Source organism: Varibaculum cambriense DSM 15806 (assembly GCF_000420065.1).
Classification (GTDB): domain Bacteria; phylum Actinomycetota; class Actinomycetes; order Actinomycetales; family Actinomycetaceae; genus Varibaculum; species Varibaculum cambriense.
Genome location: NZ_ATUF01000002.1, coordinates 223,801 through 249,273, shown reverse-complemented (window position 1 = coordinate 249,273; position 25,473 = coordinate 223,801). Strand labels below are relative to the sequence as shown.

General features: G+C 55.4%; 15 protein-coding genes. 14 read left to right on the top strand and 1 reads right to left on the bottom strand.

Annotated features, from left to right (window positions below; genetic code table 11):
* Window positions 1-42: 42 nt before the first annotated feature.
* From F605_RS0101210 to F605_RS0101175, 8 genes are all read left to right on the top strand, one after another.
* Window positions 43-1,353 (top strand): G5 domain-containing protein, encoded by a 1,311-nt coding sequence (locus tag F605_RS0101210; protein ID WP_022864095.1) that lies wholly within the window; start codon window positions 43-45, stop codon window positions 1,351-1,353.
* 20 nt (window positions 1,354-1,373) lie between these two features.
* Window positions 1,374-1,784, top strand: a complete 411-nt coding sequence (locus F605_RS0101205) for a hypothetical protein (RefSeq protein ID WP_022864094.1) — start codon at window positions 1,374-1,376, stop codon at window positions 1,782-1,784.
* A 407-nt stretch (window positions 1,785-2,191) separates the two neighbouring features.
* On the top strand, window positions 2,192-7,936 hold the full coding sequence (locus F605_RS09165; RefSeq protein ID WP_022864093.1) for an Ig-like domain-containing protein: 5,745 nt from the start codon (window positions 2,192-2,194) through the stop codon (window positions 7,934-7,936).
* Window positions 7,933-8,901 carry an AAA family ATPase gene (locus tag F605_RS0101195; RefSeq protein ID WP_022864092.1) on the top strand — a complete coding sequence of 323 codons (969 nt, stop codon included), beginning with the start codon at window positions 7,933-7,935 and terminating at the stop codon, window positions 8,899-8,901. The genes F605_RS09165 and F605_RS0101195 overlap by 4 nt, the downstream gene beginning before the upstream one ends.
* A gap of 3 nt (window positions 8,902-8,904) precedes the next feature.
* Window positions 8,905-10,155 carry a DUF58 domain-containing protein gene (locus F605_RS0101190; protein WP_022864091.1) on the top strand — a complete coding sequence of 417 codons (1,251 nt, stop codon included), beginning with the start codon at window positions 8,905-8,907 and terminating at the stop codon, window positions 10,153-10,155.
* The gene (locus tag F605_RS0101185; protein WP_022864090.1) at window positions 10,152-12,809 is read left to right on the top strand and encodes a transglutaminase TgpA family protein; all 2,658 of its coding nucleotides are present in this window, start codon (window positions 10,152-10,154) and stop codon (window positions 12,807-12,809) included. The genes F605_RS0101190 and F605_RS0101185 overlap by 4 nt, the downstream gene beginning before the upstream one ends.
* Window positions 12,790-14,241 (top strand): serine/threonine-protein kinase, encoded by a 1,452-nt coding sequence (locus tag F605_RS0101180; protein ID WP_022864089.1) that lies wholly within the window; start codon window positions 12,790-12,792, stop codon window positions 14,239-14,241. Before F605_RS0101185 ends, F605_RS0101180 begins: the two co-directional genes overlap by 20 nt.
* 39 nt (window positions 14,242-14,280) lie before the next feature.
* A complete protein-coding gene (locus F605_RS0101175; RefSeq protein WP_022864088.1) occupies window positions 14,281-14,988 on the top strand; it encodes an FHA domain-containing protein in 708 nt (235 codons plus the stop codon).
* 1 nt (window position 14,989) lies between these two features.
* Here F605_RS0101175 and ptsP read toward each other — a convergent pair whose 3' ends face one another.
* Window positions 14,990-16,663, bottom strand: coding sequence for a phosphoenolpyruvate--protein phosphotransferase (ptsP, locus tag F605_RS0101170; RefSeq protein ID WP_022864087.1), 1,674 nt, complete (start codon window positions 16,661-16,663; stop codon window positions 14,990-14,992).
* A 365-nt stretch (window positions 16,664-17,028) separates the two neighbouring features.
* Here ptsP and F605_RS0101160 point away from each other — a divergent pair, with 365 nt between their 5' ends.
* The 6 genes from F605_RS0101160 (at window position 17,029) to F605_RS0101135 (ending at window position 25,433) form a co-directional block, all read left to right on the top strand.
* Complete coding sequence (locus F605_RS0101160; protein ID WP_022864085.1) at window positions 17,029-19,113, top strand: PTS fructose transporter subunit IIABC; 2,085 nt, start codon at window positions 17,029-17,031, stop codon at window positions 19,111-19,113.
* A 35-nt stretch (window positions 19,114-19,148) separates the two neighbouring features.
* The gene (locus F605_RS0101155; RefSeq protein WP_022864084.1) at window positions 19,149-19,409 is read left to right on the top strand and encodes an HPr family phosphocarrier protein; all 261 of its coding nucleotides are present in this window, start codon (window positions 19,149-19,151) and stop codon (window positions 19,407-19,409) included.
* Between the two features lie 67 nt (window positions 19,410-19,476).
* A complete protein-coding gene (locus tag F605_RS0101150) occupies window positions 19,477-20,403 on the top strand; it encodes an HPr family phosphocarrier protein (protein ID WP_022864083.1) in 927 nt (308 codons plus the stop codon).
* Window positions 20,404-20,444: 41 nt separating this feature from the next.
* Window positions 20,445-20,894: a nucleoside-diphosphate kinase gene (ndk, locus tag F605_RS0101145; RefSeq protein WP_022864082.1), complete on the top strand. Its 450-nt coding sequence runs from the start codon at window positions 20,445-20,447 to the stop codon at window positions 20,892-20,894.
* A 13-nt stretch (window positions 20,895-20,907) separates the two neighbouring features.
* Complete coding sequence (gene smc, locus F605_RS0101140; RefSeq protein WP_022864081.1) at window positions 20,908-24,585, top strand: chromosome segregation protein SMC; 3,678 nt, start codon at window positions 20,908-20,910, stop codon at window positions 24,583-24,585.
* 83 nt (window positions 24,586-24,668) lie between these two features.
* Window positions 24,669-25,433, top strand: coding sequence for a hypothetical protein (locus F605_RS0101135; RefSeq protein ID WP_022864080.1), 765 nt, complete (start codon window positions 24,669-24,671; stop codon window positions 25,431-25,433).
* Window positions 25,434-25,473 lie beyond the last annotated feature (40 nt).

The following is a 25,473-nucleotide window of genomic DNA, read 5'->3' as shown; positions in this document are numbered from 1 at the left end:
AATACCCGGTTGACCAGCTCCGCGTTGAGGGAAGGAAATAAGTTGAACTCTGTAATCGCTAAGGCGATGCCGCGTAAGCTCGGGGGCGTCCTCGTAACTTTGCTGGCGATAGCACTTACTGCCGTTGGGATTGTGGCCGCCGGCCCTAGCGCCACCGCTGCCGACGGTGACGGCACTCTTAATATTGGTCTCCGTTGGACTACTTACGCCGAACCTGCCGATGCGAAAAAAGCCTGCAACCCGGAGCAAGCGGGAAAGTCTGCCGGCAAAATCTCCTTTTCACTCAGGCTCAGCGGAAAAAATAAGAAAACTGGGGAAATCGAGAATTTTTGGTCCCGTCGCCTTACCCCGGAGATAAATTATTGCGAAATCAAGAAGATAACCCTGCAAGAGGTAGAAAACTTCAAAGGAGACGCGACCTATACTAACTTAGCGAAGCCAACAGATCTCAACAATATTGAAGCTTACTGGTCTGTGAATGGTGAGGATGTCCGGGGAAGAGTTAAGGGTTCTGCGAACCTTTTGGAAGAAGGGGACACCCATTGGATTTCGCTTGTGCAGCAGGCGAATCAGGACGTAAATAATACCAAGTTGACGGGGATGATTGCGCCCTGGCACGAAGGCAAGCTAAAGGTAGCGGCCAGTTACGATGTACAGAAGAAGGGCGAGCAACGCAAACATTACGGCTCTGGGAACAGGAGAGTGACCGAGTTTGAGGGAGTATTCAATTTCGAGGACGGGAAGAAATTCTCAATGCTTACTCTGCCTAACCGGAAAGGGGAGAAAGTTCTCCGGCGGCTAACTCCTGGCGGAGATAGGTTCGAGATTTGGAACCAGTATGTGGGCAAGAACAGGGACTACTTCCTAAAAGTACAGTTCCTGGACAAAGAGGTGGCGGCTGCGCCCTACTATTCGCTAAATGTCACCGGCAATGATCTCGATGGCTGGGAGATTGAGCTGAAATCCAAGCTGCAGAAAAAGACATACCAGGCCAAGAAGGCTCTCCCCTTTAAGGTAGAGCGCCGCGCTAACCCCAAACTAGCGAAAGGGCAAGAGCGGATTGTGCAGCAGGGAGTCCTGGGAAGTGAAGTGACCCCCATGCTCAAGTACTTCTACCTAGATGCCAGCGGTGCCGAACAGATCGTCAAAGATGAAGCTACCGGAGACGTAGTCAAGACCGCGGCCAAGACCCAGATCGTGGAATATGGAACCGCAGTGCAACCTAATAAGAGCAAGAAAGCTGCTCCCCGTTTGAAAGACACGGGCGTGAGTAGCTGGGGAGTCTTAATAGCTAGCATTGCCTCGCTAGCCGCAGGAAGCGTCCTAGTAGCGGCGCGGCGGCGCCAGAAATAGCTGCAGCGATAGGGGAAATCATGCCGGGGAAGACCACGACCCATCGCGGTCTTTGGCGTGTCCTTATTGCCCTAGAGATAGTCGCGATCGCTCTCTGCCTGGCGTGGGGGGCTAAAACCTTCCATACCTGGGTGGAGAGCGAAGCGCGCAATAGAGCCGCTAATGAACAGATTGAAACGCAGGGGCGAAAAATTGCAGCAGCGCTCACTCGGAGTGACCAGGCCGAAGTAGCCAAATTAGTAGGCAGTAGCGAAACCGCGGCCTTCCTCAGCGCGCAAACGGCAGGGAAAAAAGTGACCCTGCCGGAAAAAGGAGTGGTAAATGAAGTGGGTAGTCGCTACCTGGTAACTTTCCGCACCGGACAAGAGAAAACTATCTCCCTCCGGTTAAGCTGCACCAAGAACTTAGCCTGCAGCGGCACTATTCCCTAATAACACCCCGGATAGGCGCGGCAGTTACTCGCGGTCTAATAGCCAGGCGGAGACGCGTAAGCACCCTCCCTGGCAGCTCTGTAGAAGCGGCAGTGTCAAAAACGATAGCTGTGGAAAACGTGCCAAAAGCGGTGGTAGTGACCCGAAGTTTAGTAGACTCATTAATTGGTAATCACTTGCAGGTTAGTTCCCCACCTGCGCGGAAATGTTTTCCCAGGTTGGCGGGGAAAAGATGATGAGAAGAGGGCATCGCTGTGGCCAGGTCGCGGGGAAATGAGTCGCGGGAAAGCAAAGGGCGCTTTCGGCACTCATCTCGCCCTTCCCAGAGGCAAAGCGAATCCTCACAGTACCGAACCGGCAGTACTGACTATTCCAGTTTTCGAGCGCGGCGGCAGAAGAGCGCGAAAATGCGCTCTCGACTGCGCAAAGTCTCCCTGGCGGTCCTCACGGTTCTCAGCCTGGTAATTGCCTATCTTGCCTGGCAGCATCCCGGTATCACCCGGGCGCAGGTGGACCTTAATGACGGCGGAATCTGGGTAACTAATCAATCCCAACACCTGGTGGGGCATTTAAATTTTCCCTCCCGCGCCTTAGATGGGGCAGTCCGCTCCAAAACTGGACAGTTTGACGTTACCCAGGCAGGGGAGAACGTTAACTTTCAAAATCTAGCAGCCAGCGAAGCCGCAAAAATTGACCCCAAGAAAGTACGGCTAGAGACTTCCTCTTCCCTGGGGAAAGGACAACAAATTGCCCAATCCGGCTCGAACCTGGCAATCCTGGACCCCGAAGCCGGATTGCTGTGGGCCGGACAATCCCTGCTGTCTCAAGAGCGTAACCGCGCCAATGCTACGGTGCGTTCCCTGCGAGGCGCCCAGCTGGCAGGAGGGGAAAAGGGGACATTCTTCCTGGTCTCTCCGACTAGCAAAGAGTTAGTGACCGTCACCAAAGAAGGAAAACTTTGGAAAGATGAACGGGTACAAATTCCGCAGATTCCGGTGAACGCCAAATTGGAAGTGGCGGGGATTGGGAAACAAGCAGTCGCCCTCGACAGTGCGCAGGGGGTGCTGTACCTGCCCAGCGGGAAAAGAATAAAAGTATCTGGTTCTCAGTTGGCGCTGCAAGAATCCGGACCCGCAAAGCCCTATGCCCTACTCGCAGACCAAGACAAACTGATCAAAGTAAATCTCTCCAGCGGGGCTACCACGGAGATTCCCTCGGGAGGAAGCGCCGGAAAACCGGCACGACCTGCAGTAAAAGCCCATTGTGTGTATGGTGCCTGGGCTGGGAGCGGAAAATTTGTGCGCGAATGCGCGGGGAAAGTTTATCGCCCCACCCAAGAACTGACACGACTGAAAACTGCTCAAACCCCGGTGTTTCGCAAGAACCGCGACCTGGTGGTGCTGAATGACACCACCGATGGGGCAGTATGGTTAGCGGACAAAAACATGGAACTGGTAGATAACTGGGACGAAATCTCCACCATGTTAAAGAAACAAGAGGAGCGCGAAGATTCTCCCCAGATAACCGAACAGATAGCGCAAAAAGATCGGCAGAAAGAAAACACCCCGCCGGTGGCTCGTGACGATAGTTTTGGGGCGCGGCCGGGAAAAATAACCACCCTGCCGGTGTTAGAAAATGATTCCGATACCGATGGCGATTTACTAACCGCCGAAGTGTTAGGCCCGGTCAGCCAAGGCGAAGTCAAATCAATACGCGGAGGTGCCGCGTTGCGGATCGAGCTGCCCGCCGCCGCCTCCGGAACCGTAAACTTTACTTACCAGGCGAAAGATGGTCGCGGAGGCGTCGATACCGCCAACGTGACCGTAAAGATCACCCCGGAGCCGCAAAATTCTGCCCCGGTACAAAAACGGGTACCCACGGTAGTGGTCGAATCTGGAAAACAAATCGAGTACAACGCGCTCCCGGCCTTTTCTGACCCCGATGGAGACCCGGTGTTCTTATCGGGCGCTGCTTCTAACGGCGACAACCAGGTGGAATACCGCCAAGAAGGCACCTTAGTAATCCGCAACCAGGCCAGCGGGGTGGGGAAAAAAGAAGTAAAAGTACTGGTCTCCGACGGGCGGCAAGAAATTTCGGGGCGCGTGATTGTGGATGTGCGCGCCGCCGGAAATGTGCCGCCGGAAGCCAACGGCGATATGGCGTTCGCCCGGGCAGGAAGTACCATCACCATTCGTCCCCTGGCTAACGACACCGATGCCAATGGAGATCCCTTGACCCTGGCGGGGGTAAATATTGAGCGTGCCGGACCGCAAGTAACCCCGGATTTGGCAGGCGGAACGCTATCCTTCCGTTCAGATCAAGAAGGAATCTACTACTTGACCTACACGGTCTCCGATGGGCCAACCACTGCCACCGGAGTTATCCGTGTTGACGTCGCCTCCTCTGGAAAACGTGGAAAACCGGTGGTAGAAGACGATATGGCGGTACTGCCGGTAGGGGGGCAGGTATTAACTGATGTGCTCGCCAACGATTCCGATCCCGCAGGAGAGGTTCTGGTCACCCAGGCAGTAACCGTGGGCGCGTCCTCACCCCTGCGGGCAACCGTGATGGATCATTCGCTGTTAAATATCACGGCTCCCCGCGGAATAACTAAAGCCGAAACCTTGAAATACCAGGTGTCAAATGGGCATGAAAGCGCCGAAGGGGTAGTTACAGTTATCCCGGTAACCACTCAATCGGCCACTACACCTCCCACCGCAAAACCCGATGAAGCCAAAGGGCGAGTAGGGGACGTAGCTACCGTTGATGTGCTGGCCAATGATCGCTCCCCGGTGGGTTTGACCCTAAAAGTCGACCCGAAATTAACCACCTCCACTCCGCCGGAAGCCGGAAAGTTCTTCGTCACCGGCAATCAAGTGCGTTTCCTGGCGAAAAAACCGGGAAAATATGAAGCCACTTATACGGTGAAAGACACCAACCAAAACCAAGCCAGTGCGCGGGTAAAGGTAGAGATAAAACCGGCGAATGCCTCCGATAACTCTGCTCCCGAACCCCGGGTAGTGACCGGGAGGGCGATTTCAGGGCAAGCCACCCGGATACCGGTTGATCTGACCAATATTGACCCTGACGGAGATTCCGTATCCCTGGTAGGAATCGCCGATGCCCCCAAGATGGGGGTAGTAGATATTGGCCCCAGTTGGCTCAACTACCAGCCAATAGCTGGAAAAATTGGGACTGATACTTTCAGCTATATCGTGGAAGATCGTTTCGGGAAACAAGGAACTGCCCGGGTGCAGGTAGGGGTGGCTCCCGCTGCCAGTCTGAACCAAAACCCGCAGGCCAACCCGGATGAGGTGCGAGTACGGCCGAACCGCCCCCTCGCCGTAGCAGTGACTGCTAACGATACTGACCCCGACGGTGACGGGGTTAGCCTGATCTCAGAATCACTACAAAGTCCCGGGGATAGCGTGAAAGTGGCTGCCCGCGAAAATGCGGTAGTGCTTACCACCCCCAAGAAAGCCGACTCCTACGGGATTCAATACTCCATCACCGATGGGCGGGGCGGACAGGACACCTCGATTACAACCGTACAGGTAGACCCCTTTGCCCCCTTGCAAGCCCCCGAGGCCGCCGATGACCTGGTGACTGCGAAAGAGGGGGGACGGAAAGTGGGTGACCCCATTGAAGTGGACGTCCTCGCCAATGATATTGACCCGGATGGGGATGGCGCCGCGCTCACGGTTAGCTGCCAGCAAAAAGGAGTGAGCGTCAAAGGGCAAAAGCTGATAATTCCCGCGCCCTCCCAGCGTCAATTGGTGCTTTATACCGTTACCGACCAGGACGGATTGAGTGCCAATGCCATAGTTAACGTCCCTGGGGTATCCGAACAAAAGCCCTATATCGACCCCGACACTATCCCCATAAAAGCCAAATCTGGCGAGACTCTAACCGTTGATTTAGCTTCCTATGTGATTACCCGCAAGGCGCGTACCCCGCATATCCATTCCGCGAAAGCCATTACCTTGGGGGCCGGATTTACCGGCGGAGTAAAGATATCGGGAGACGATTCCTTCCAAGTAAACATCAATCCTGATTTCTTTGGGAAAACTTCCCTGGTGATGCAGGTTAGCGACGGGAAAGCGAATGATTCTTCCGCCCTCAGCGCCTCTTTAACCCTGCCCATCGAGGTGAAACCCACTAGCAATCGCCCGCCAATTTTCACCCCCACGCGCATAGAAGTAGCTGCGGGCGAAGATGCAGTCAGCGTTAACTTGGCAGATATGGTTAGCGATGAAGATGGGGATGATCCCGCGAAAATGCGTTACCGCCTCGGAGCGGTTCCCGCAGGTATTAAAGCTTCGCTTAGTGGCAGCCGGCTTTCAGTTGCGGCCGAAGCCGGTAAAGCTAAAGGAGACGCCGGCTATATCGAAGCCACGGTGGAGGACGGCTCCGGGCCTACTATCGGGAAAATCCCGGTGCGGGTGGTCAGCTCTACTCGTCCTTTGATCCAGGTGACCGCCATTGATTTAGAGGGCGAATCCGGAAAGACTCTCAGCATTGATTTAAGTCGCTACGCTACCAACCCCTATCCCGGAAAATCCTTGAAAACCGTGGGGTCACCGAACATAGTGCAAGGAGCCGGACAGGCTTTGGCCTCCGGAACTCAGCTGGAAGTTACCCCGGCAGCCAGTTTTAAAGGTGACCTGGTGGTTTCCTACACTTTGCAAGATGCCAGTAATGATCCAGATCGCCAAGTAACCGGTACTTCCCGGATCCGCGTTTTGTCTACGCCTGATGCTCCTACCGCGGTAACCGCTAAAGTCAGCGAATCCACTACCGCCACCATCAGTTGGATTGCCCCCGCGGCTAACGGTGCTCCCATCACTAGTTATAAAGTCACCGATTCGGTTTCCGGGAAAACGGTCACCTCCCGGGCAACGCTGGTAGATTTCCCGGGATTGGAACCGGGGAAGACCCACAGCTTTACGGTGATAGCCACTAACCGGGTGGGGGATTCTAAGCCCTCGGGGGCTTCCCCACCGATAGAGGTAGAGGTTACGCCCGGCGCCCCCGGCAATCCCAGAGGCACCATCGGAAAGACAGCGGGAACCGCGACCCTTACTTGGGAGGCACCCAGTACTAACGGGGGGTCTCCGATAGATCACTATGTGGTGACTATAGATGGTGGCGGTGCTCGGGAAGTTAAAGGTACCACTTATCCAGCTAAAGATCTTCCTGGCGGCCCCCATAGATTTAGTGTGTACGCGGTCAATACCAAGGCGGGGCCGGCGGCAACTGGTGACTTCGAAACTTTCGGTTCCTTCAACGAAAGTGCAGTCAGCGCTACTTTAGAGCGCGCCGGATCTAAATTAGCCAGAGTGTATTTGCAGGGGGCGGAGGCTCCTGCCGGAGATAACGGAGAATGTAAGGCCACCAGGGTAGCGGGAAACCCGGTAGCAGAAGATGGAACTTTCCAGTTTAAGGATCCGCGGGCAAAAAATGGTCTGAAAGTCGAATACACCTGCGATTTTAGGTATAACAAAGGTGCATATAAGCCACTAAAAGCTAATCTCGGAGCACAGGAGAATCCCCAGATTACCGCTATGGTAGAGCTGGCAAACCGCAGATCTGCAACCGGAACGGTGATAAAAGTAGATGTTTCCGGCTTGGAAACCTGGGATATTAACTCCTTGGAACTGGCGGTTTCTGGGTCAGGACCGGGGGGAGCAACTCTCGCCGACTATCAATATCAAACCCAGATGATGGCGGGATCTGGATGGTGGATCACGCTTAAAGAGCTACAACCGGGGCAGACCTGGAAAATCACGGCGGATCTCAAAATAATGCCCGAAGGAACCCGAGTAGCTAGACAGCAACTGGATATCTCGACCCTGCAGGCTACCCCTGATCCCTATAGCACTAACTCTAGTTTTAGTGAGCCGCTGGCATCGATGTCCTACCTGCAAAATTGGTACCAGCTGACCCCGTTGCTGCCAGTTTCAAAGCCGCTGTGGCCGCACCTGACCCCCCTAATAGAACTGCCGGTGACCACTCCGGCAACCGGAACCTGTTGCCGGTACTCGGATTTCCCGTCGCCGCTACGCGCCCTTGGGGGCGATAAATATCTAAAATCCCGTCTTAGCGGGCAGGATTTACTTGCCCGGAAAACCGAAAAGGAGATCGCAATATGATCCTGAAACAGGCCGAAGCTGCTGAGTTCGCCACCCGTTTCGCGCAGATAGCCGAAAATGTTGATCAGGCGATACTCGGCAAAGGACACCAGGTGCGCCTAGTGTTAGCGGCTTTCCTCGCAGGCGGACACGTCCTATTAGAGGATGCGCCCGGAACTGGGAAAACCGCCCTGGCGCGGGCGCTAGCTGCCTCGGTGGATGCCTCCCATAGCCGGATTCAGTTCACTCCCGATATGCTGCCCACCGATATTACCGGAGTGACCGTCTATGACCAGAAAACTAAAGAATGGGATTTTCACGCCGGACCGATTTTCGCCAATATCGTATTGGCGGATGAAATCAACCGGGCCAGCCCCAAAACCCAATCTGCCCTGCTAGAGGTGATGGAAGAGCGGCAAGTCAGCGTAGATGGAGTGGTGCACCCGGTGGAATCACCGTTCCTGGTGATCGCCACCCAAAACCCCGTAGAGCAGGCAGGTACCTATAAACTTCCCGAAGCGCAGCTAGACCGCTTCCTGATAAAAATTTCCCTCGGGTATCCCGACCAAGAAACCGCTATTAAGATTCTTTCCGGTGCCGCCCAACCGGATTTATCGAAGGATCTAAAACCGGTAGTTGAATCCGATGAAATCGCTACCTGGGAACAGCTAGGACTGCGAAACTACGTCGACGGGCAGATTACCCGGTATGTGCAGCAACTCGCGGAAGCGACCCGCTTGGATGATGCGGTTAACCTGGGGGTTTCAACCCGAGCGACTATCGGGATGATGCGGATGGCCAAAGTGTGGGCGGCTTCCCAAGGGCGCCACTATGTGTTGCCGGATGATATTAAGACCCTGGCAGTACCGGTTTGGGCGCACCGGATTATTATGGACGCCGACGCCCTCTTCGAAGGAGCAACCGCGCAAAGCGTAGTTGAGCGGGCACTAAACGAGGTACCTCCGCCAGTGGATTCGCAGGCCTAAATAATGAAACTTTCCGAAACCACCACTACTGCGCTAAAAACCGCGCTAAAAAGCGGAAATAAAGCCTGGAAACAGGCGCGCTCGAGTACCTACCTTACTGCTCTGCGCAAAATTCCGCTCACCGGTTTGGGGCGGTTAGTCCTGTTGGGGGGATTGGCTAGCCTGGGTGCCTACCTGGCATGGGATTGGGCGGAAGCTGCGGCCATTATGTTTGCCGCGCTCTTGGCGCTGCTGGCGGCGGTAGCGCAAACCTGGGGCGGAGGTGAGCTGGCGCTGCGGGTAACGGTAGCGCAAGATCGGCTCCGCAAAGGGCAAGAGCTAATAGGACGCGCGGTGGCGACCAACAATGGGCGCCGCGCGGTGCGGGCGCTGAAAATAGAGCTGCCGCTGGGAACCGAACAAGCCGATATTGCGGTACCTACTTTGCGTTCCGGCAAGAGTTTCACTCGGGAATTTCAATTGCAAACCAGACGGCGAGAAAAGATTGTGGTGGGGCCGCCCCGCACGGTGCGGGAAGATATTTTGGGATTAATCCGCCGGGTGCGGTCTTGGCCGGAATCGCAAGACGTATATGTGTATCCCAACTTCACTTCCGCCCTGGGGGCTTTAAGTGGCTATTCCCGAGATATGGAGGGAGCGACCTCGCAGGTCATAACCAGTTCAGATGCGGCGTTTCATGCCTTGCGTCCCTATGAAAGTGGGGATGATCGCCGGCATATTCACTGGAAAATGTCTGCCCATACCGGTCAGTTAATGATGCGGCAATACCTCGAGACCCGCCGCTCCCACCATTTGATTGTGTTGGATTTGAAACGAGAAAACTACCGGGAAGCAGACTTCGAATTAGCGGTAGAGGCAGCGGCCTCCCTGGCAGTATCCTCCCTGTCCAGTGGGCAGCCCCTGACGCTTTATGCGGGGAAAACCGTATTGAAAGCGGCCACTGCCCGGGCAGTTCTAGATTTTCTAACCGAAGTGCAGCCCGCAGAGGGCGCCCCAGACTATCGCCACCTGGTGCGCTGGGCGCTAGCTCATGAAGCGCAGGCTTCGGTGTGTTCCCTAATCTGCGGGCCGGGAGTAAATATGCGCCGACTGCAACAAATCTGTTTGTTACCGGCTGCCGATATGGCTACTACCGGTATTCGCGCTGATGCCGGCGCTACCTTAACCCGCCGAGGAGCCTCCTCTCGTAGGCTGCTAAATATTGGGGAGCTCTCGCAGCTACCGCCGGCATTAAGCGGGGGGAGTCTAGCGTGAAAAGATCCGAGATTGTGAGCCTGAGCTCCCTGCTGCTCCTAGTCGTTCCCTGTTACCTGTTTTCTTTGCCATTTGTAGGTTTCACCGGGGCAATAGCGGCCAGCAGCGGAGCGCTTTTAGGCTGCCTAGTAGCCCTGGTTAGCCGCCGCTGGCACCTGGGAGTAGTCTCCATTTTAACCTTGTTACTAGGGGTGTATTTGCTCTTTGGCCCCACTCTGGCGGCCACTGATCCCTTGGGGCGAAAGTTTTACCCCACTCTATCCGGTTTGCAACTGCTAGTGACTTCCGCGGTGACCTGCTGGCGAGATACTCTCACGGCACCCTTGCCGCTGAGTGCAGCCGGGGGAGCAGCGGTGCTACCCTTCCTCACCTGCCTAATTACCGCGCTACTAGCAGGATTAGCCGCGGCTTCCCGCCGGCCTTGGGTGGCGCTAGTCCCCGCCACTATTAGTCTGGTGGTAGCGATTGCCTGGGGATCTCAGCTAGTCCCGGCAGCGCGCTGGGCAGGAGGTGCCTATTTCTTCCTCGCGTTGCTGTGGTGCGGACTGGTCAGCGAGGCCGCGGCCAAGGCACGAACCCGTGCAGTTAACCTAGCGGGAGCAAGGAAGAAAAACCGTTTTATCCGCCCGCTGGCGATGGTGGCGGTTACCCTAATTATTTGTCTGGCCTCGGCATCTTTGGCGGGGATTACCGGGCGAGACAACCGGGAAGTGCTGCGCACGCATGTGCTTCCGCCGGTGGAACTGGAAGATTTTATTTCGCCGCTAGCCTCTTTTAGGCACCTTTCCCGCGACTGGAAAGACAAAACTATTGCGGAAGTAAAAAACTATCCGGCGGGTACTCGGATGCGTTTTGCCACTATGAATGCCTATGACGGTACCGTTTTCAAAATCGATCCCCAGTTAAATGCGCAGTTCGTGCAGGTGGATTCGATTCTAGATAAAGGGGTGTCCGCTGACAGTAAAGCCCAAGTTAAGCTGGTCAACTATGATCAACCTTGGGTTCCGTTGCTAGGTGATGCGCAATCTCTAAAATTTACAACCCAACCCCAGCCGGTAGTCTATTATTCGGCCTCCCTACGCTCGGCTTTTACCGCTAACCCTGCAGATCTGTCCTATCAGATAGGTTTTGCCAAGGAACGTATTCCTAGCGATTCTCGGATCTCTGGCCTAGAGTTCGATCCCATACCGCAAGGTAAAGATGAAGCGGTGCCGGTAGAAATTGCCGAGCTCAACAACCAGTTAACTGCGCGGGCGACCGGCCCCTTGCAAAAGGTGCGCAATGTGGAGTCCTATCTATCGGGGCAAGGTTTCTTCTCCGATGGCTCCGATGGACTTTCTCGACCCGGGCATCGCGCCGCCCGGATGAGCCAGTTTTTCCAAGGGAAAGAACTAATCGGAGACGATGAACAATACGCGGTAGCGATGGCGCTAATGGTCAGAGCGTTCGGGGCTCCAGCGCGAGTGGTGCTCGGTGCCTATCCGGGCGATAAAAAAGCAGGTGGGAACCTGAAACTTAAAGGGGATAACGTTCACGCCTGGGTAGAAGTGAAATTTAAAGAGGTCGGGTGGATCCCCTTCGACCCCACGCCCCCGCGCGATCGCGTACCTCGCACCGATCAGCCACAACCCAAATCGGTTCCCAAACCCCAGGTACTGCAGCCCCCGCCGCCACCGGCTACTCCACCGGTGTTACCGCATGTGGAAAAACAAGCCCATGCCGATAATCATTCCACGGGAATGCAAATTCTGGCAGCGCTGGCGCAAGTCGCCAAATATGGTGGTTGGCTGCTGCTATTGCTTTCTCCCATCTTGTTAACGCTCTTAGCTAAGTGGTATCGCTCCCGGAGGAGGCAGCGCGCTAAAGAACCCCAGGATCGTCTCAAGGGAGCTTGGGAAGAAATAGTTGACCGTTTCCGGGATCGCGGAATCCGGCTCCCGGCGGGGGCTACTCGGCAAGAGGCCGCCTGGATAATCGATAGTTATTTGGGGGCTATCAGCCAGGCGAAACCGCAGGCAGGAGCGCGCGAACTGGCAGGGATCGCTGATTACTTGGATTACAGTCCCAGCAGCGATAGCGAGATTGATTCCGATTGGGCTTGGCAGCTAGTTAAACAGCTGACTGACAGCTGGAAAGTGGCAGCTGGGAAAGCTAAAGCACTGGTGGCAGCGATTCGGCCGTCCTCGCTTTGTAACCGGTTTATTCGCAGTAGTTTTGCTAAAAAGCTAGAGAAAATTCCCGGGGTGGGGAAAGTCTTAACTCCCCGTAAAGAAATGTCGCTACCGAGCCTAGCTTTGGGACTTACTGAACAGGAATATCAGCAGTTGCGTACTCCCTTGGCGCCCGGCAGTAGCGAAGAAACTACCCCGGGCCCGGCGGGAGGAGTAGCATTTTCGGAAGCCACCCGCCTAGGACAAGTAGGACTGCCGCAGCCTTCCCGGTCGCCGGTAGACGAAGCAACTGCGGTAGCTAAGGAACCGAAACGCGGGGCAAATCCAGCTGCTACTGCGCAACCACCGGCTCCCCCGAGGCCTCCGGAGCCTCCAGTTTTACCCCCGGAGTCGCTAGACTATACCCGCCGGGCGCCCTCGCCCCAAAATACGGATGAAACGCGGTTACGGAAAGGGGATGATCATGAGCCAAACACCCCCTAAAATCCCGGGATTTAGCGTGCAATCGCTGTTAGGTAGAGGCGGATTTGCTGATGTTTATCTCTATAAACAAAAACGTCCCGCCCGCAAAGTAGCAGTCAAAGTACTGCGAGAACTAGGCAGTAGGGAAGGGCGCCAAGTTTTCACTACCGAGGCCGACGCGCTAGCTGCTACCTGTGCTCACCCGGCAATCCTGTCTTTATTCCAAACCGGAAAACTCCCGGATGGGCGTCCCTATTTGGTATTGCAGTACTGTCCGGTGGCGAATTTGTCGCAGCGCGTCCGCCGCCAGCCGCTTTCACTTGCAGAATCCTTAGATACCATTATTCGCTTGGCAGGAGCCTTAGAAACGGTGCATCGAGCCGGGCTCGCCCACCGGGACGTGAAACCGGCAAACGTGCTGTTTTCGGAATTCTCCACCCCGGTTTTATCGGATTTTGGTTTAGCTTTGCCATTGGGTAAGCCCCTGGCTCATCGCGATGTTTTAGGGTTATCGGTGCCATGGGCGCCTCCCGAACAGCACGACGAAAACTCTTTGGCCGAAGCCACCAGTGATATTTATTCCCTGGCGGCAACTATGCATTCGCTAGTTACCGGGGATAGTCCCTTCGAGATTCCGGGCGGTGATAACTCGGTATCTGCGTTGACTCAGCGGGTTTTACATTCAGATCCCCGCCTGGATGCGCCCCAATTGATCTCCCCTTTGCGTGAGATTTTGGCCTGGGCATTGCAGCATGATCCGGCGGAGCGCCCCGAAAGTGCCGCGCAATTTGGGGCCACGCTACAGGAAGTGCAGCGCCGACTCTCTCTTCCGTTGACCAGCATGGATATCGCAAGCGATAATCCGACTTTGGCGCAGGTGGTTACCGATCCGGATGTTACCCGCCTTAAGGACGCCTCCGGTTCCCAAGGCTCCATGCCGGATAAAGAAGGTGGGCGGGCAGATAGTCCCTTAATCGTGGGGAGTTACTCTAGCGCGGCACTTTCGCGTTCCCTACTACCCACATCTCGGCTGGGATGGCGGCGGATTCTCCTAGCCATTATTGGTGCGCTGGTGTTGATAGCCGGGACTGCTGCCGGGGTCTCTTACTATTTCAACGCGGGTACCAGCGCGGTTAAAACTGCGCCGAGCTCCAGCGAGCCCCTGATTACTGCCTCGGCGGATGACGGAATTATTGCTGAAATTTCCCCGGTTACTGCCCTGGAAGGAAAATCCACCGCGGATGGCCAAATTGTGCTTACCTGGAAAGCGGGCGGTGGGGATTCCCCGGCGTCCTACCAGGTGCAGGTGATCCAAGATGGTAAGGATGCAGGTACTCATACGGTTACGGAACCGAAAATAACTCTCCAGCCTCAGGGAGGTAAATGGTGCGTAAAAGTTTTTGCGCTTAGCTTAGATGGGAAAACCTCGCCTGGGGTAGACTGGTGCCAATAGCACAGCGCAAAATTGCCGGTTGGTAATGGAGGCAAATCAATGGATAACGATCCCTACCAGTACTACCCGAACCAGTCGGGTGCAGCGAATGCAGGTTATGTACCGCCCAGCGGGATTTATGGATCCCCCCAGGCGGAATCCGGTGTACCGGCGCATGGCAACCCCGATCCCTATGGTCAGCAGGCGAATGCTGCCTACCCTAATCCCTACGGCGAGCAGCCTGCGGTACCCCAATATCCGGGCTATTCTCCCCAGGGCGTTCCTGGTTATCAAGAGGGCGCATATAACCAACCCGGCTATCAGCAACCCGTCTACGAACAGCCGCAATATCAGCAACCCTATGGTCAAGCCGGCTATGGGCAGGGACAATACGGGGCAGTGCCCGAGTGTCAGCCAGCTCCCCGCTATACGGTTACCTCCGGGCAGGGGCAGTCCATGATTTTAGAGGACGCGATTGTGGTGGGCCGCCGCCCCGATGCTGCCACTTCTTCCTATCCACAAGCCCAAACTATGAGCGTTCCCAGCCCGGCTAAACAGATTTCCCGCACTCACTGTTTGCTGTATATCGACGAGGGCGGAAACCCCTCCCTGAAAGATTTGGAATCGGTAAATGGCACGCGTTTGCGTCGCGGGGGACAAATCTACCCGATAGATCCGGCGCAGCCGGTGCAGCTACAAGCCGGCGATATTGTCGATTTAGGGGAGGGACAATACCTCTCGATTGGCACTGCTCCCGCCGGATACTAATTTAGTACCCAATCCCGAGGGCACTGCGGGCTTTGTTCCGAGCATCTCCGCTATCGACCGCTTCTAAAATGGCGTGAGCAGCATTTTCACACTGTTCTGCGGTAACTTTTCCCAGTTGGGCACCCACCCCGGGAATAGCTGAGGCCGCCATCGATAGGGAAGTGACCCCCATACCGATGAGTACGCACGCCAAAATAGGGTCAGCCGCTGCCTCCCCACATACCCCTACCGGCTTACCTAGATGCACTCCTGCTCCGGCTACCCGGGAAATCAAAGTTAAAACCGCCGGTTGCCACGGATCCGTATAGGTTGCCAGATTAGCGTTCATCCGATCGGCAGCCATCACATATTGGGCGAGGTCATTAGTGCCGATAGAAACGAAATCAACCTCCGCTAAGAACTGGTCAATCATAATCGCGACTGCCGGAACTTCCACCATAATTCCGGCAGTAAGTCCCCGTCCGCGAATCAACTTCGCTACCCACTTGGCCTCGGACAAGGTAGACACCATCGGTACCATCACCCAGTTTTTTCCCTGATGTCCCTGGGAGGCTTGTGCAATGGCATCTAACTGCCGGGTGAATAGATCTTCGTCAATCCCGGTAGTGCGCAGCCCCCGCACCCCGAGGGCAGGGTTAGGTTCTTCCTCTAAAGTGGCCCAAGAAATCGGTTTATCCGAGCCGGCATCCAAGGTGCGAGTAACCACTTTTTTATCGGGGAAAGCGGCGAACACTCGCGAATAATTTTCTGCCTGCTCCGCGCAAGTAGGTTCTTTCATGGAATCTAAGAAACAAAGCTCGGTGCGGAAAAGCCCCACGCCCTGCGCATATCCGGCAGCCGCTTTCCTTGCGCCTTGGCCATCTTGCACATTGGCGAGCAGTTCTACCGCTTCTCCGCTGGCGAGGCGTGCCGGGCCTTGCCAATTGCGGATAGCTGCGCGTGCTCTCAGGTCAGCTGTAACTTTGGCACGCGCCTCATCGGGGGCGGCGCCGATAGTAATTGAGCCGAGGGAGGCATCTACAAATACCGGTTCCCCCTGCGAAATCTGGTGGAGTTTACGCACCGCCACGATACAGGGGATCCCCAGTTGGCGAGCGATAATCGCAGTGTGCGAGGTGGGGCCGCCCTGTTCAGTAACCAAAGCCAAGATTTCTTCCGGATTAAGGCCGGCGGTATCGGCGGGGGCAAGGTCGTCGGCGAAAAGCACTGCGGGCTCGCTTAGGTGCGGTAGTCCCGGTTCTGCTTCCCCTAGTAGTTCGGCTACCACCCGCAAGCACAGATCGTTTAGATCGATGGTGCGCTCTGCCATCAACCGGCCGGCCTGCTCGAACATCCTGCAAAATGTGTCGGTGGTGGTCATTACGGCGCTGGCAGCCGGGGTGCCTTTATTTATCGCCTGCACCACCATTTTCTTGAATCCGGGGTCGCGAGAGAGTTCAGCTTGCGCAGCTAAAATATCCGAGGCGGTGCCGATAGTGTCTTTGGCGCGAGTCAGCAGACGTTCGGATACCGTTTGGGCAGCTTGCAGGTAGCGCTCGACCTCAGCCTTACGCTTAGACAACGGGATTTTAGCGGCAGATAGTTCGGGGATCTCAAAACGGCTCACCCAGGCGGCCGGTCCGTAAGCTAGGCCATTTACTACCGGAGTTCCATAAATTGTTTCTGTTGCGGACAACTTTTCTCCTCACCGAGGCCTTTTAATGATCACAGTGTTACACGTCTCGATGCGTTTAACAAGATAAACACAGAAACTCCCGCCTTAGCGGGGAGAACAGCAGATAAAGAACCTAAAAGACCCTACAAACCCTCAAAACTATTGAACTGTTGGGGAAACGTTAAATAGAATAACCGCAAACGAGCAGCAGCGCCGGAGAAACTTGTCGAGAATGAAACGGCTGTGGGAAGGCAAAGATACCGATTCCTGGGGCGCAGGCCTGCGCGAAAACGGAACCCGGTCGCCTACCTCAGAAAATATCCCTCTCGAACAAGTTAAAATAACCAAACTAAGCTTTTAAAGTTGCCCCACAAAATAGGAGAAGCATGGCAGAGGAGAAGCTTATAATCCCGATATTGGCGAGTTTAGACGAGCCCTTGGGAGCCGATAAAGACAGCGTGATTACAGCACTGGCAGCTAAAATTGCTGCTAGCGGTCGCGCTGACGAAAATAAGTTGGTCAGCGACCTCTTGGCGCGGGAAGCTAAATCTGCGACCGGAATGCCCGGTGGGATCGCGATTCCGCACTGCCGTTCCCAAGCGGTGAATACTAGCGTTCTTGCTTTTGCGCGCTTAAAAGAGCCAATAACTTTTGGAGCCCCAGACGGCCCGGCCGATTTGATTTTTATGATTGCCGCTGCCGAAGGGCAAGGACAAGAACATTTACAGCTGCTGAAAAAACTGGCCCAAAAACTGGTGGATAAAAATTTCCTAGCTGCTTTAAGGTCTGTAGATTCTACCGAAAAGGCAGCGCAAATCATTAGGGAGGCTGTATCTCCGGCCGCACCGCCGGTACCTACACTTGCCCCAGTTGAAAAGCAGAAAGCTGCCCCTAGAGTTACGCCGGAGAAGGCTGCCCCCACGTCCCACGCTCCCCTAAAACCAGCAAAGCCGCAGAGGAAAGACCAGAAAACCGCCGATGAACAGGATGAATATTTGGTGGCGGTGACTTCTTGCCCCACCGGGATTGCGCACACCTATATGGCGGCAGATGCCCTACTGAATAAAGGTAAAGAATTGGGAATCCCGGTGCATGTAGAGGCACAAGGATCTGGACACCTGGAGCCATTAGATCCTGCCCTCATCGCCGGAGCGGCGGGAGCTATTTTCGCCCACGATATTAGCGTGCAGGATCCGGAGCGTTTTGCCCAGTTGCCCCTAGTAGATGTGGGAGTAAAAGCGGCCATCAATGATCCCGAGAAACTAATTCAGGAGGCGATAGCAAAAGCTAAAGCCCCGCAGGCGACTTCCGCATCCGCTGTTGAGCCGGCTAAAAAAGCCAAAATCTCCAGCTGGGGAGGCCTAATCCCAAAGGCAGTAATGGCGGGAGTTTCCTATATGATTCCCTTCGTGGCCGCGGGCGGTCTTTTAATCGCTTTAGGATTCCTCTTGGGAGGCTACGATGTAGCCGACCCGGCACAAGATATCTCTCTGAATTTCTCGCTGTGGAAGTTGCCAGATGCTGGCCCCTTCGGGGAAGGAAAAATTCTTACCAACCGTTCCGGACTGCCACTGTACCTGGGAGCTCTGCTAGTCTTTCTGGGGCAAACTGGAATGAGTCTGCTGGTGCCGGCGCTTTCAGGATATATCTCGTATGGCTTGGCCGGCCGGCCTGGTATTGCTCCCGGTTTTATTGGCGGGGCGATTTCCTCAATCGTAGGAGCCGGTTTTATTGGGGGGATAGTCACCGGAATCCTGGCCGGAATCATTGCCAACTGGCTGTTTACTTTGAAATCTCCGCGTTGGTTAGCGGGGATGATGCCGGTGGTGATCATACCGTTAATTACCACCCTGCTCATGGGCTTGTTAATGCTCTTGCTGCTGGGACGCCCCCTGGCGGCTTTGATGAGCGGATTGCAAAATTTGTTGAACTCTTTGGCCGGCTCCTCTGCGATCCTGCTGGGGATCGCGATCGGTCTAATGATGTGTTTCGACCTGGGAGGGCCGGTCAATAAGGCTGCCTACCTGGTAGCAAGCGCCGGATTGTCGCAAGCTACCGATGGGGCGTATGAGTTCATGGCGGCAGCTATGCTAGCCGGAATGGTTCCGCCCTTAGCTATGGCACTGTCCGCTACCTTGCGGCCGAAACTATATTCGCCGGCAGAACAACAAAGCGGTAAAGCCGCTTGGTTATTGGGGTTATCTTTTATTACCGAGGGCGCGATCCCCTTTGCTGCTACCGACCCGTTGCGGGTAATCCCCTCCATGATGGCGGGCGGGGCAGTAACTGGTGCCCTGGCTATGGCACTAGGGGTAGGCTGTCGTGCTCCCCATGGGGGAATCTTCGTACTATTTGCTTACTCCAATATTTTTGGGGCACTTATCGCCCTGCTAGCGGGAGTAGCAGTGGGGGCGGCGACAGTTACCATCGCCAAGATGAATCGCAAAAAACCGGTAGCAGCCAAGGCATAAGCTTAAGCGGCAGATAAACAAGGAAAACATAAATAATGGCTTCTAAAACAGTGAAAGTAGGATCCGCGGTGGGACTACATGTTCGCCCGGCCGCGATTATCGCCGATAAAGCCGCTGAGTTCGCGGAAGAAATCACTATGGCAACCGCTGGGGGAGCGCCCGTAGCTGCCACTTCGATGATGCTAATCATGACCTTAGGGGCCGAATGCGGCACGGAGGTCACCGTGGAAAGCGAAAATCCGCAGGCAGTGGCGGCGATTGCGGAGCTAATCGCCAAAGACCTGGATGCCATCTAATAGGGTTTAAGTCGCAACCAACCGCGCGATAACCTAGAGGAGACATCTGTACCTGGGAGGAAAAATCATGCGTCCGCAAACCGCCTTTATTATCGTTTCGCAGTCGCAGACCCTGGCACGCGGGGTATGCGAAGTGGTCTCCACGCTAGCTCCGGAAGTTATTATCGAGCCCTGCGGGTGCCATGATGAAGGTTTGGGCACCGCCTCGCAAATAGTGACTACCCAGGTATCGGCGGTAATGGAAAAAATGTCCGAGCAGGGCGCAATCGTCTTGATGGCAGATTTTGGAGCCGCCCGTCTGGCCTGCCAGCAGGTAATCACCGACTTGGGAGAGCGCTCGCTGCGCCTGGGACGCGGCCCCCTGATAGAAGGAACTGCCGCGGGGGCAGTGGCGGCTGCGCAAGGTGCCGACCTGACAGAAGTGTTGCGTTCGATTAGCGCGGCTGCCCAATTTTTCCCCGAAGAGGACGCCGCCGATATCTTGCCCCCTGCTCCCGCTGTAGACCCGCTCGCTCCGCGAACTGTGGTGTACGGCGGCACCGAGCCGCTTTCGGCGCGTCCGGCTGCGCGACTAGCGAGGATCGCTACCGGATTTGATGCTCAGGTGACCATTAATGATGTCGATGCGGGTAGCGTATTGGCGCTGATGGGGTTAAAAGTGCAGCCGGGAGCGGAACTACGGATTGCTGCCGAGGGCGGGGAGTCTCGCCGGGCACTAGATGCGGTAGAAGCAGAACTTAGTGACTCTAACGCGCCTTGGCCAGAGGAAATCGCTACTGACCAGATGTCAGAACCGGAAGCTGTGACGCAGTTACGGGCAGCTGCTGCGCAAACCCCAGAACCGCACCAGGATGCCGCTGTCGAAAAAAGTAATACTACCTCGGAAAATATTGTGCCTCCGCCTCCTACGGATATCCTGGCGTCCTCCGCCGAATCAGCGGAGTTAATAAAACGAATTGGAGTCGGACCTTTGCCGGTATCCTTAGAAAAGTAAATCCCGAGGAAAAGAACGGGAAAAGAAGAAAGGTTGCGGCAATGAGCGGACTGAAACTGGATCCGAATAAGGAATACACCTTGATGCTGGTGAAACCCGATGGCTATCATCGCGGATTGGTCGGAAAAATTTTGGCGCGCATCGAGCAAAAAGGTTACGCAATCGTGGCGTTGCGGGTAGCAGAAGCTACCGATGACGAGCTGCAGGATCACTATGAAGAGCATCGGGGTAAGCACTTCTTTGAATCTATGGTTGATTTTATGCAGAGCGGAAAGATTGTGGCTGCCGTTATCGAAGGTACCCGGGTAGTGGAAGGAGTGCGTTCCCTAGTGGGATCCACTAACCCCACAGAGGCCGCCCCCGGGACCATTCGCGGAGATTTTGGACGCGACTATGACAGTGGGCATATCCAGAACCTGGTACACGCGGCGGATTCAACCGCCTCAGCTGCTCGCGAAATTAAGATTTGGTTCCCGGAAATCTCTGAATAACGGGAGTAAATAGATGTATGTAAAGTCGTTGACGCTGCGCGGATTTAAATCTTTCGCCAGCGCCACCACTTTGCAGTTCACTCCGGGAATCATCTGCGTAGTCGGCCCCAACGGTTCCGGCAAATCCAATATTGTTGATGCCCTTGCCTGGGTGATGGGAGAACAAGGCGCCAAGAATCTGCGCGGCGGATCCATGGCGGATGTTATTTTTGCGGGTACCAGCTCCCGCGCTTCCCTCGGGCGTGCCGAAGTAGCGCTCACCATTGATAACACCAATGGAGAACTGCCGATTGATTATTCGGAAGTTACCATTTCCCGGACTCTGTTTCGCCAGGGCGGCTCCGAATATGCGATTAACGGTACCCCCTGCCGGCTGTTAGATATCCAAGAACTGCTGTCCGATACCGGTATGGGACGCAATATGCATGTGATTATCGGGCAGGGCAAACTCGATCAGGTACTTTCAGCGGATCCCTCCCAGCGCCGGGCTTTGATTGAAGAGGCCGCGGGGGTGCTAAAACACCAGCGGCGTAAAGAGCGGGCATTGCGCAAACTTGAGGGATTGGAAGACAAGCTCTCTAGGCTTTCTGATCTGACTCAAGAGATTCAAAAACAACTGGGGCCATTAGCGCGGCAAGCGAAAACTGCGCGTCGAGCGGCGGTTTTACAGGCGCAGGCGCGTGACGCTGGGTGTCGGATCCTGGCGGATGATCTGCAGCAGCTCCGCTTGCAGCTCGCCCGCTATCAGGAAAGTGAACAAACTCTGTCGCTTAGGCGCGAAGAATTAGCGACGCAGCTGATTAAACAGCGTGAAAAACTAGAAAAATTAAACGCTGATGCGCAGCAAGGTGATTTAGCGGGGAGAGCCGCTAATCTTTGGCAACAACTGACCACCCTCACCGAGCGTTTGCGGGCGTTGGGGGCGCTGGCAGGAGAACGAGCTGCTTCTCTGTCGAAACCGGAACCGGTGCCATCTGGTCCTAGCGTTGCAGAACGACAAAAGCATTTAGCGCGGCTGCAAAGCGAATTGGCAGCTAAGGACGAGGAGGCTTTGGCACGGCGCAAACAGTGCGATGCGGCGCAAGCTGCCCGGGAAGAAAGCACCCGGAAGGTTGGGGAACTAACGCGTCAAGCCCAGGAGTTACGGGAGGAAGTACAGCAGAAAACCCAAAAGAGTGCCCGCCTTGAACGAGAATTAGAAACCGCAAAAGCACGTTTAGAGGCGGCGCGCTCGCGGCTTAAAAGAGCGGAAAGCTCGGCTGATGCGGCGCGGGAAAAACTGTCGGCGGCGCGGGCAGAACAAGCGGCCCATCAAGAGGAGACCGTGGAAGCGGGAACCGATGCGGCTAGTCGCTACCGAGAGCTGTCAGAGGTTGAGAATGAGGCACGCAACCAACTAGAAAAAGCTCGTGACCAGCTGCGGGAAAGCGAAGCTAAAGCGGTGGCGGCTGCTGAAAGCGAAACTAGTCTCCGCCAAGTCTTGGCAGCCTCTTCTAACCAAGCGCAAAATGCTTTCACCCAGGCGGCTAAGCCAGACGGGGAACTGGCTTCTTTGATTAGTGTTTCTGATCGGTGGGAAAAAGCGATTGCGGCCTTGCTGGGTTCCAGCGGCGCCGCCCTGGTGGTAGAAGCTTCCCAGGTAGACGCGGGATTAGGAGCGGTTAAAGACAACACCGGGATTGTTAGCTGGGTACTAAGCGAGGGGGTGCAGGAACAGCGAATCCCCCTTGGCGAAGTGCAAAATACCGAAAAAGACGGCGTGCTCCCAGCCACGGCAGCAGTCCAGGCGCCCCGCGCCCTGCATGCGGTATTAAAAGCATTACTGGCTAAGAGTTATTTGGCGCCAGATTTAGCGGCTGCTCGTACCCTGGTGGCAAAGATTCCCCAGGCGCGAGTAGGGGTAGTAGATGGCACCGTTATCAGTAAATATTTAGGAAGTACCGGCAGCGGCGGAGTTAACCGCATCCAGGTGGAGCGCCAGCTCCGTTTAGCGCGCCAGGGAGCGGTGCAAGCCCAGGAGCAGACCGAGAAAGCCCGCTCTCAGGTAGAGACGAACACCCAGGAGCTTTCGCAGGCGGCGGCAGCCAGCGCGCAGGCATTGAAAACCCTGCGGGCGGCTGATGCACAGGCGGCTGCGCAAGCCCAAAAACGAGCACTTCGCGAAGCGGCAGTTCAAGGAGCCGAGAGTGAAGCCCAACGGGCAGCAAGCGAGGTAGCGCAAGCACAGAAAGATGTGGACTCCTGCAGTCAGCAGGTTACCGCTGCCGAAAAAGCCTACAGCGAGTTCGCCGGCAGTGAGGATTTAGCTCCTTTGCAGGCCGCCGAGCAGGCTTTAGAAAAGGCGCGCGCCACGGATTTGGCGGCGCGGGAAAAAGAAGCGGAAACCCATCTGGCTTTAGCGGCCGTCACCCAGATCACCACTAATTTGCGGGACCGCTTCCAAGGAGAAGTTAAATCTTTGGAGCGTTTCCAGTTGCGCTTGGCAGCCAGCAAACAGCGGGAGATCAAACATGCTCAAGACGCTCAAAGAATGTTGCAGGTAGCCTCCTGGTGTGAGGTGTTTGCGCGTCAGGGAGCACAAGTGGCGCAAGTAGCAAAAACTTGGCGGGAAAGCGCCGATGCTGCTCGTGAGGCATCTTCGCAGACAGCGCAACAGTTGCGTAAAGAAATTGATCGGTTAAATAAAGAGTTAGCCGAGTTAAACGATCTTTCTCGCCGCGATGAGGTGGCAGCTGCCGAATATAGAGTGCGCGCGGAGCAGCTAACCCAGCAAGCCCAAGAGCGGTATGCCCTGTCCGAGGAAGAGCTGATCGCGAGTTTTGGTCCGCAGCAGTTGGCTCCCGACCCTGATTTTTTGGCGCGCAAAGCAGCCAATGCGCAAGCAGCAGCCGCCACTGCCTCCAAAGCAGAGGAAGCGGATAGAGACGAACCTGAGGGCGAGGAAACGCCAAGCCCCGACAAAGGCCAGGAGCAGACGGAAAATAACGGTCAAGAAAGTGCTATAGAGCCAGAAGAAGGACACTGGCGTCCCTACGATCGCGCAGAGCAGAGTGCGCTGCTAGAAAAAGCTAATCGAGCGATCTCGCGGCTGGGGAAAGTAAATCCGCTGGCATTGGAAGAGCATAGCGCCCTCGAAAAACGCTTCGAGTTCTTAATGGGACAGCTAAAGGATCTGCGTACCTCCAAAGCTGATCTGCTAGTAGTGGTGCGGGAAGTAGATAACCGGGTAAGAGAAGCCTTTGAACAGGCGTTCACCGATATTTCCCGAGAATTCACGGAGGTATTTGCCCGGCTGTTCCCCGGGGGGACCGGTTCGCTAAAACTAACAGATAGTAGCGATATGCTCACTACCGGAGTAGAAGTCAACGCGCGGCCGGCCGGAAAAAACGTACAGCGTCTGTCCCTGCTTTCCGGCGGGGAACGTTCCCTGGCGGCGCTGGCCTTTTTAATCGCGATTTTTAAGGCTCGTCCTTCGCCCTTCTATATTTTGGATGAGGTAGAAGCCGCCCTCGACGATTTGAATCTTTCCCGGATGCTGGAGCTGTTCAAACAGCTGCGGGAAGTTAGCCAAATGATCATAATTACGCACCAAAAACGGACGATGGAAGTGGCGGATGTGCTCTACGGGGTTACTATGCGTGATGGGGTTTCTCGGGTGATTTCCCAGCGAGTGGAACCGGTAGATAGCTAAGATCACACCCAAATCTGGTAACAGTTTGGTATCGGTCAAGATCCGAGATCGGTAATTTCCTTAACTCTAGGCATAATAGAAACGTGACTGAACCGTTAATCTTGCTATTCGTGGGCATTGGCATCACTGTGTTGATAGGGGTGCTGGTGGTAGCGGTAATGGTTCGTACCCGCCGTCCCGGTGGGGGGATTCGCGAATGGATCCGCGAGTCCGCCGACTCTTGGCAAGAAAACGACTATCGCTCCCGTGGAGAACACGGCGGGGAACGGGTGCGTTTAGATACTTTGTTAGCCGAGGCTTCCCCTGGCGATTCTGCTAACCCACTTGCAGAAGTGGAGAATTTACGCACTGCTGCCGAGCAGATGTGGGGAGAAGAAGTAGGCGCGATTCGCTCCCGCCGCGCCGAAAAGGAAGCTTCCCGGGCAAAAAAAGCGGCGGATTTACCGGCAGCAGCTGAGGAGGCTGCCACCGGGCAACTACCTCCTACCTTTGCTCCTGCGCGGCGGCGTCGCTTCCCAAAAAATGTAGAGGTTCCGGTTAAGAAAGACCCCGAAGACGCCACCAGTTATCTGCCGGTAGTGGCTAGCGAAAATGCTTCTACAGTGCCCCGGCCTGCTGGCAGGAAAACAGAGCTAGCTGCAGATGATCACGCTTTGGAGAGCGCAAAATCGGAGCCGGAAAACTCTGAGTCGGAAACCTGCGAGCCGGCTAAACCTATTCGTCGCTGGGCGCGCAACTTCACTCCAGACTCACCTGAAAATGAGACCCCCGGAGACGAAAATGATTTGCCCCCAGAGGAGACCTTCCAGGTGGATAAAGTTTCTTGGCAGCGAGTGCACGCAGAATAACTAGCAATCTACCTGCCTGAATAGCGAGTTTGGGCTTTCA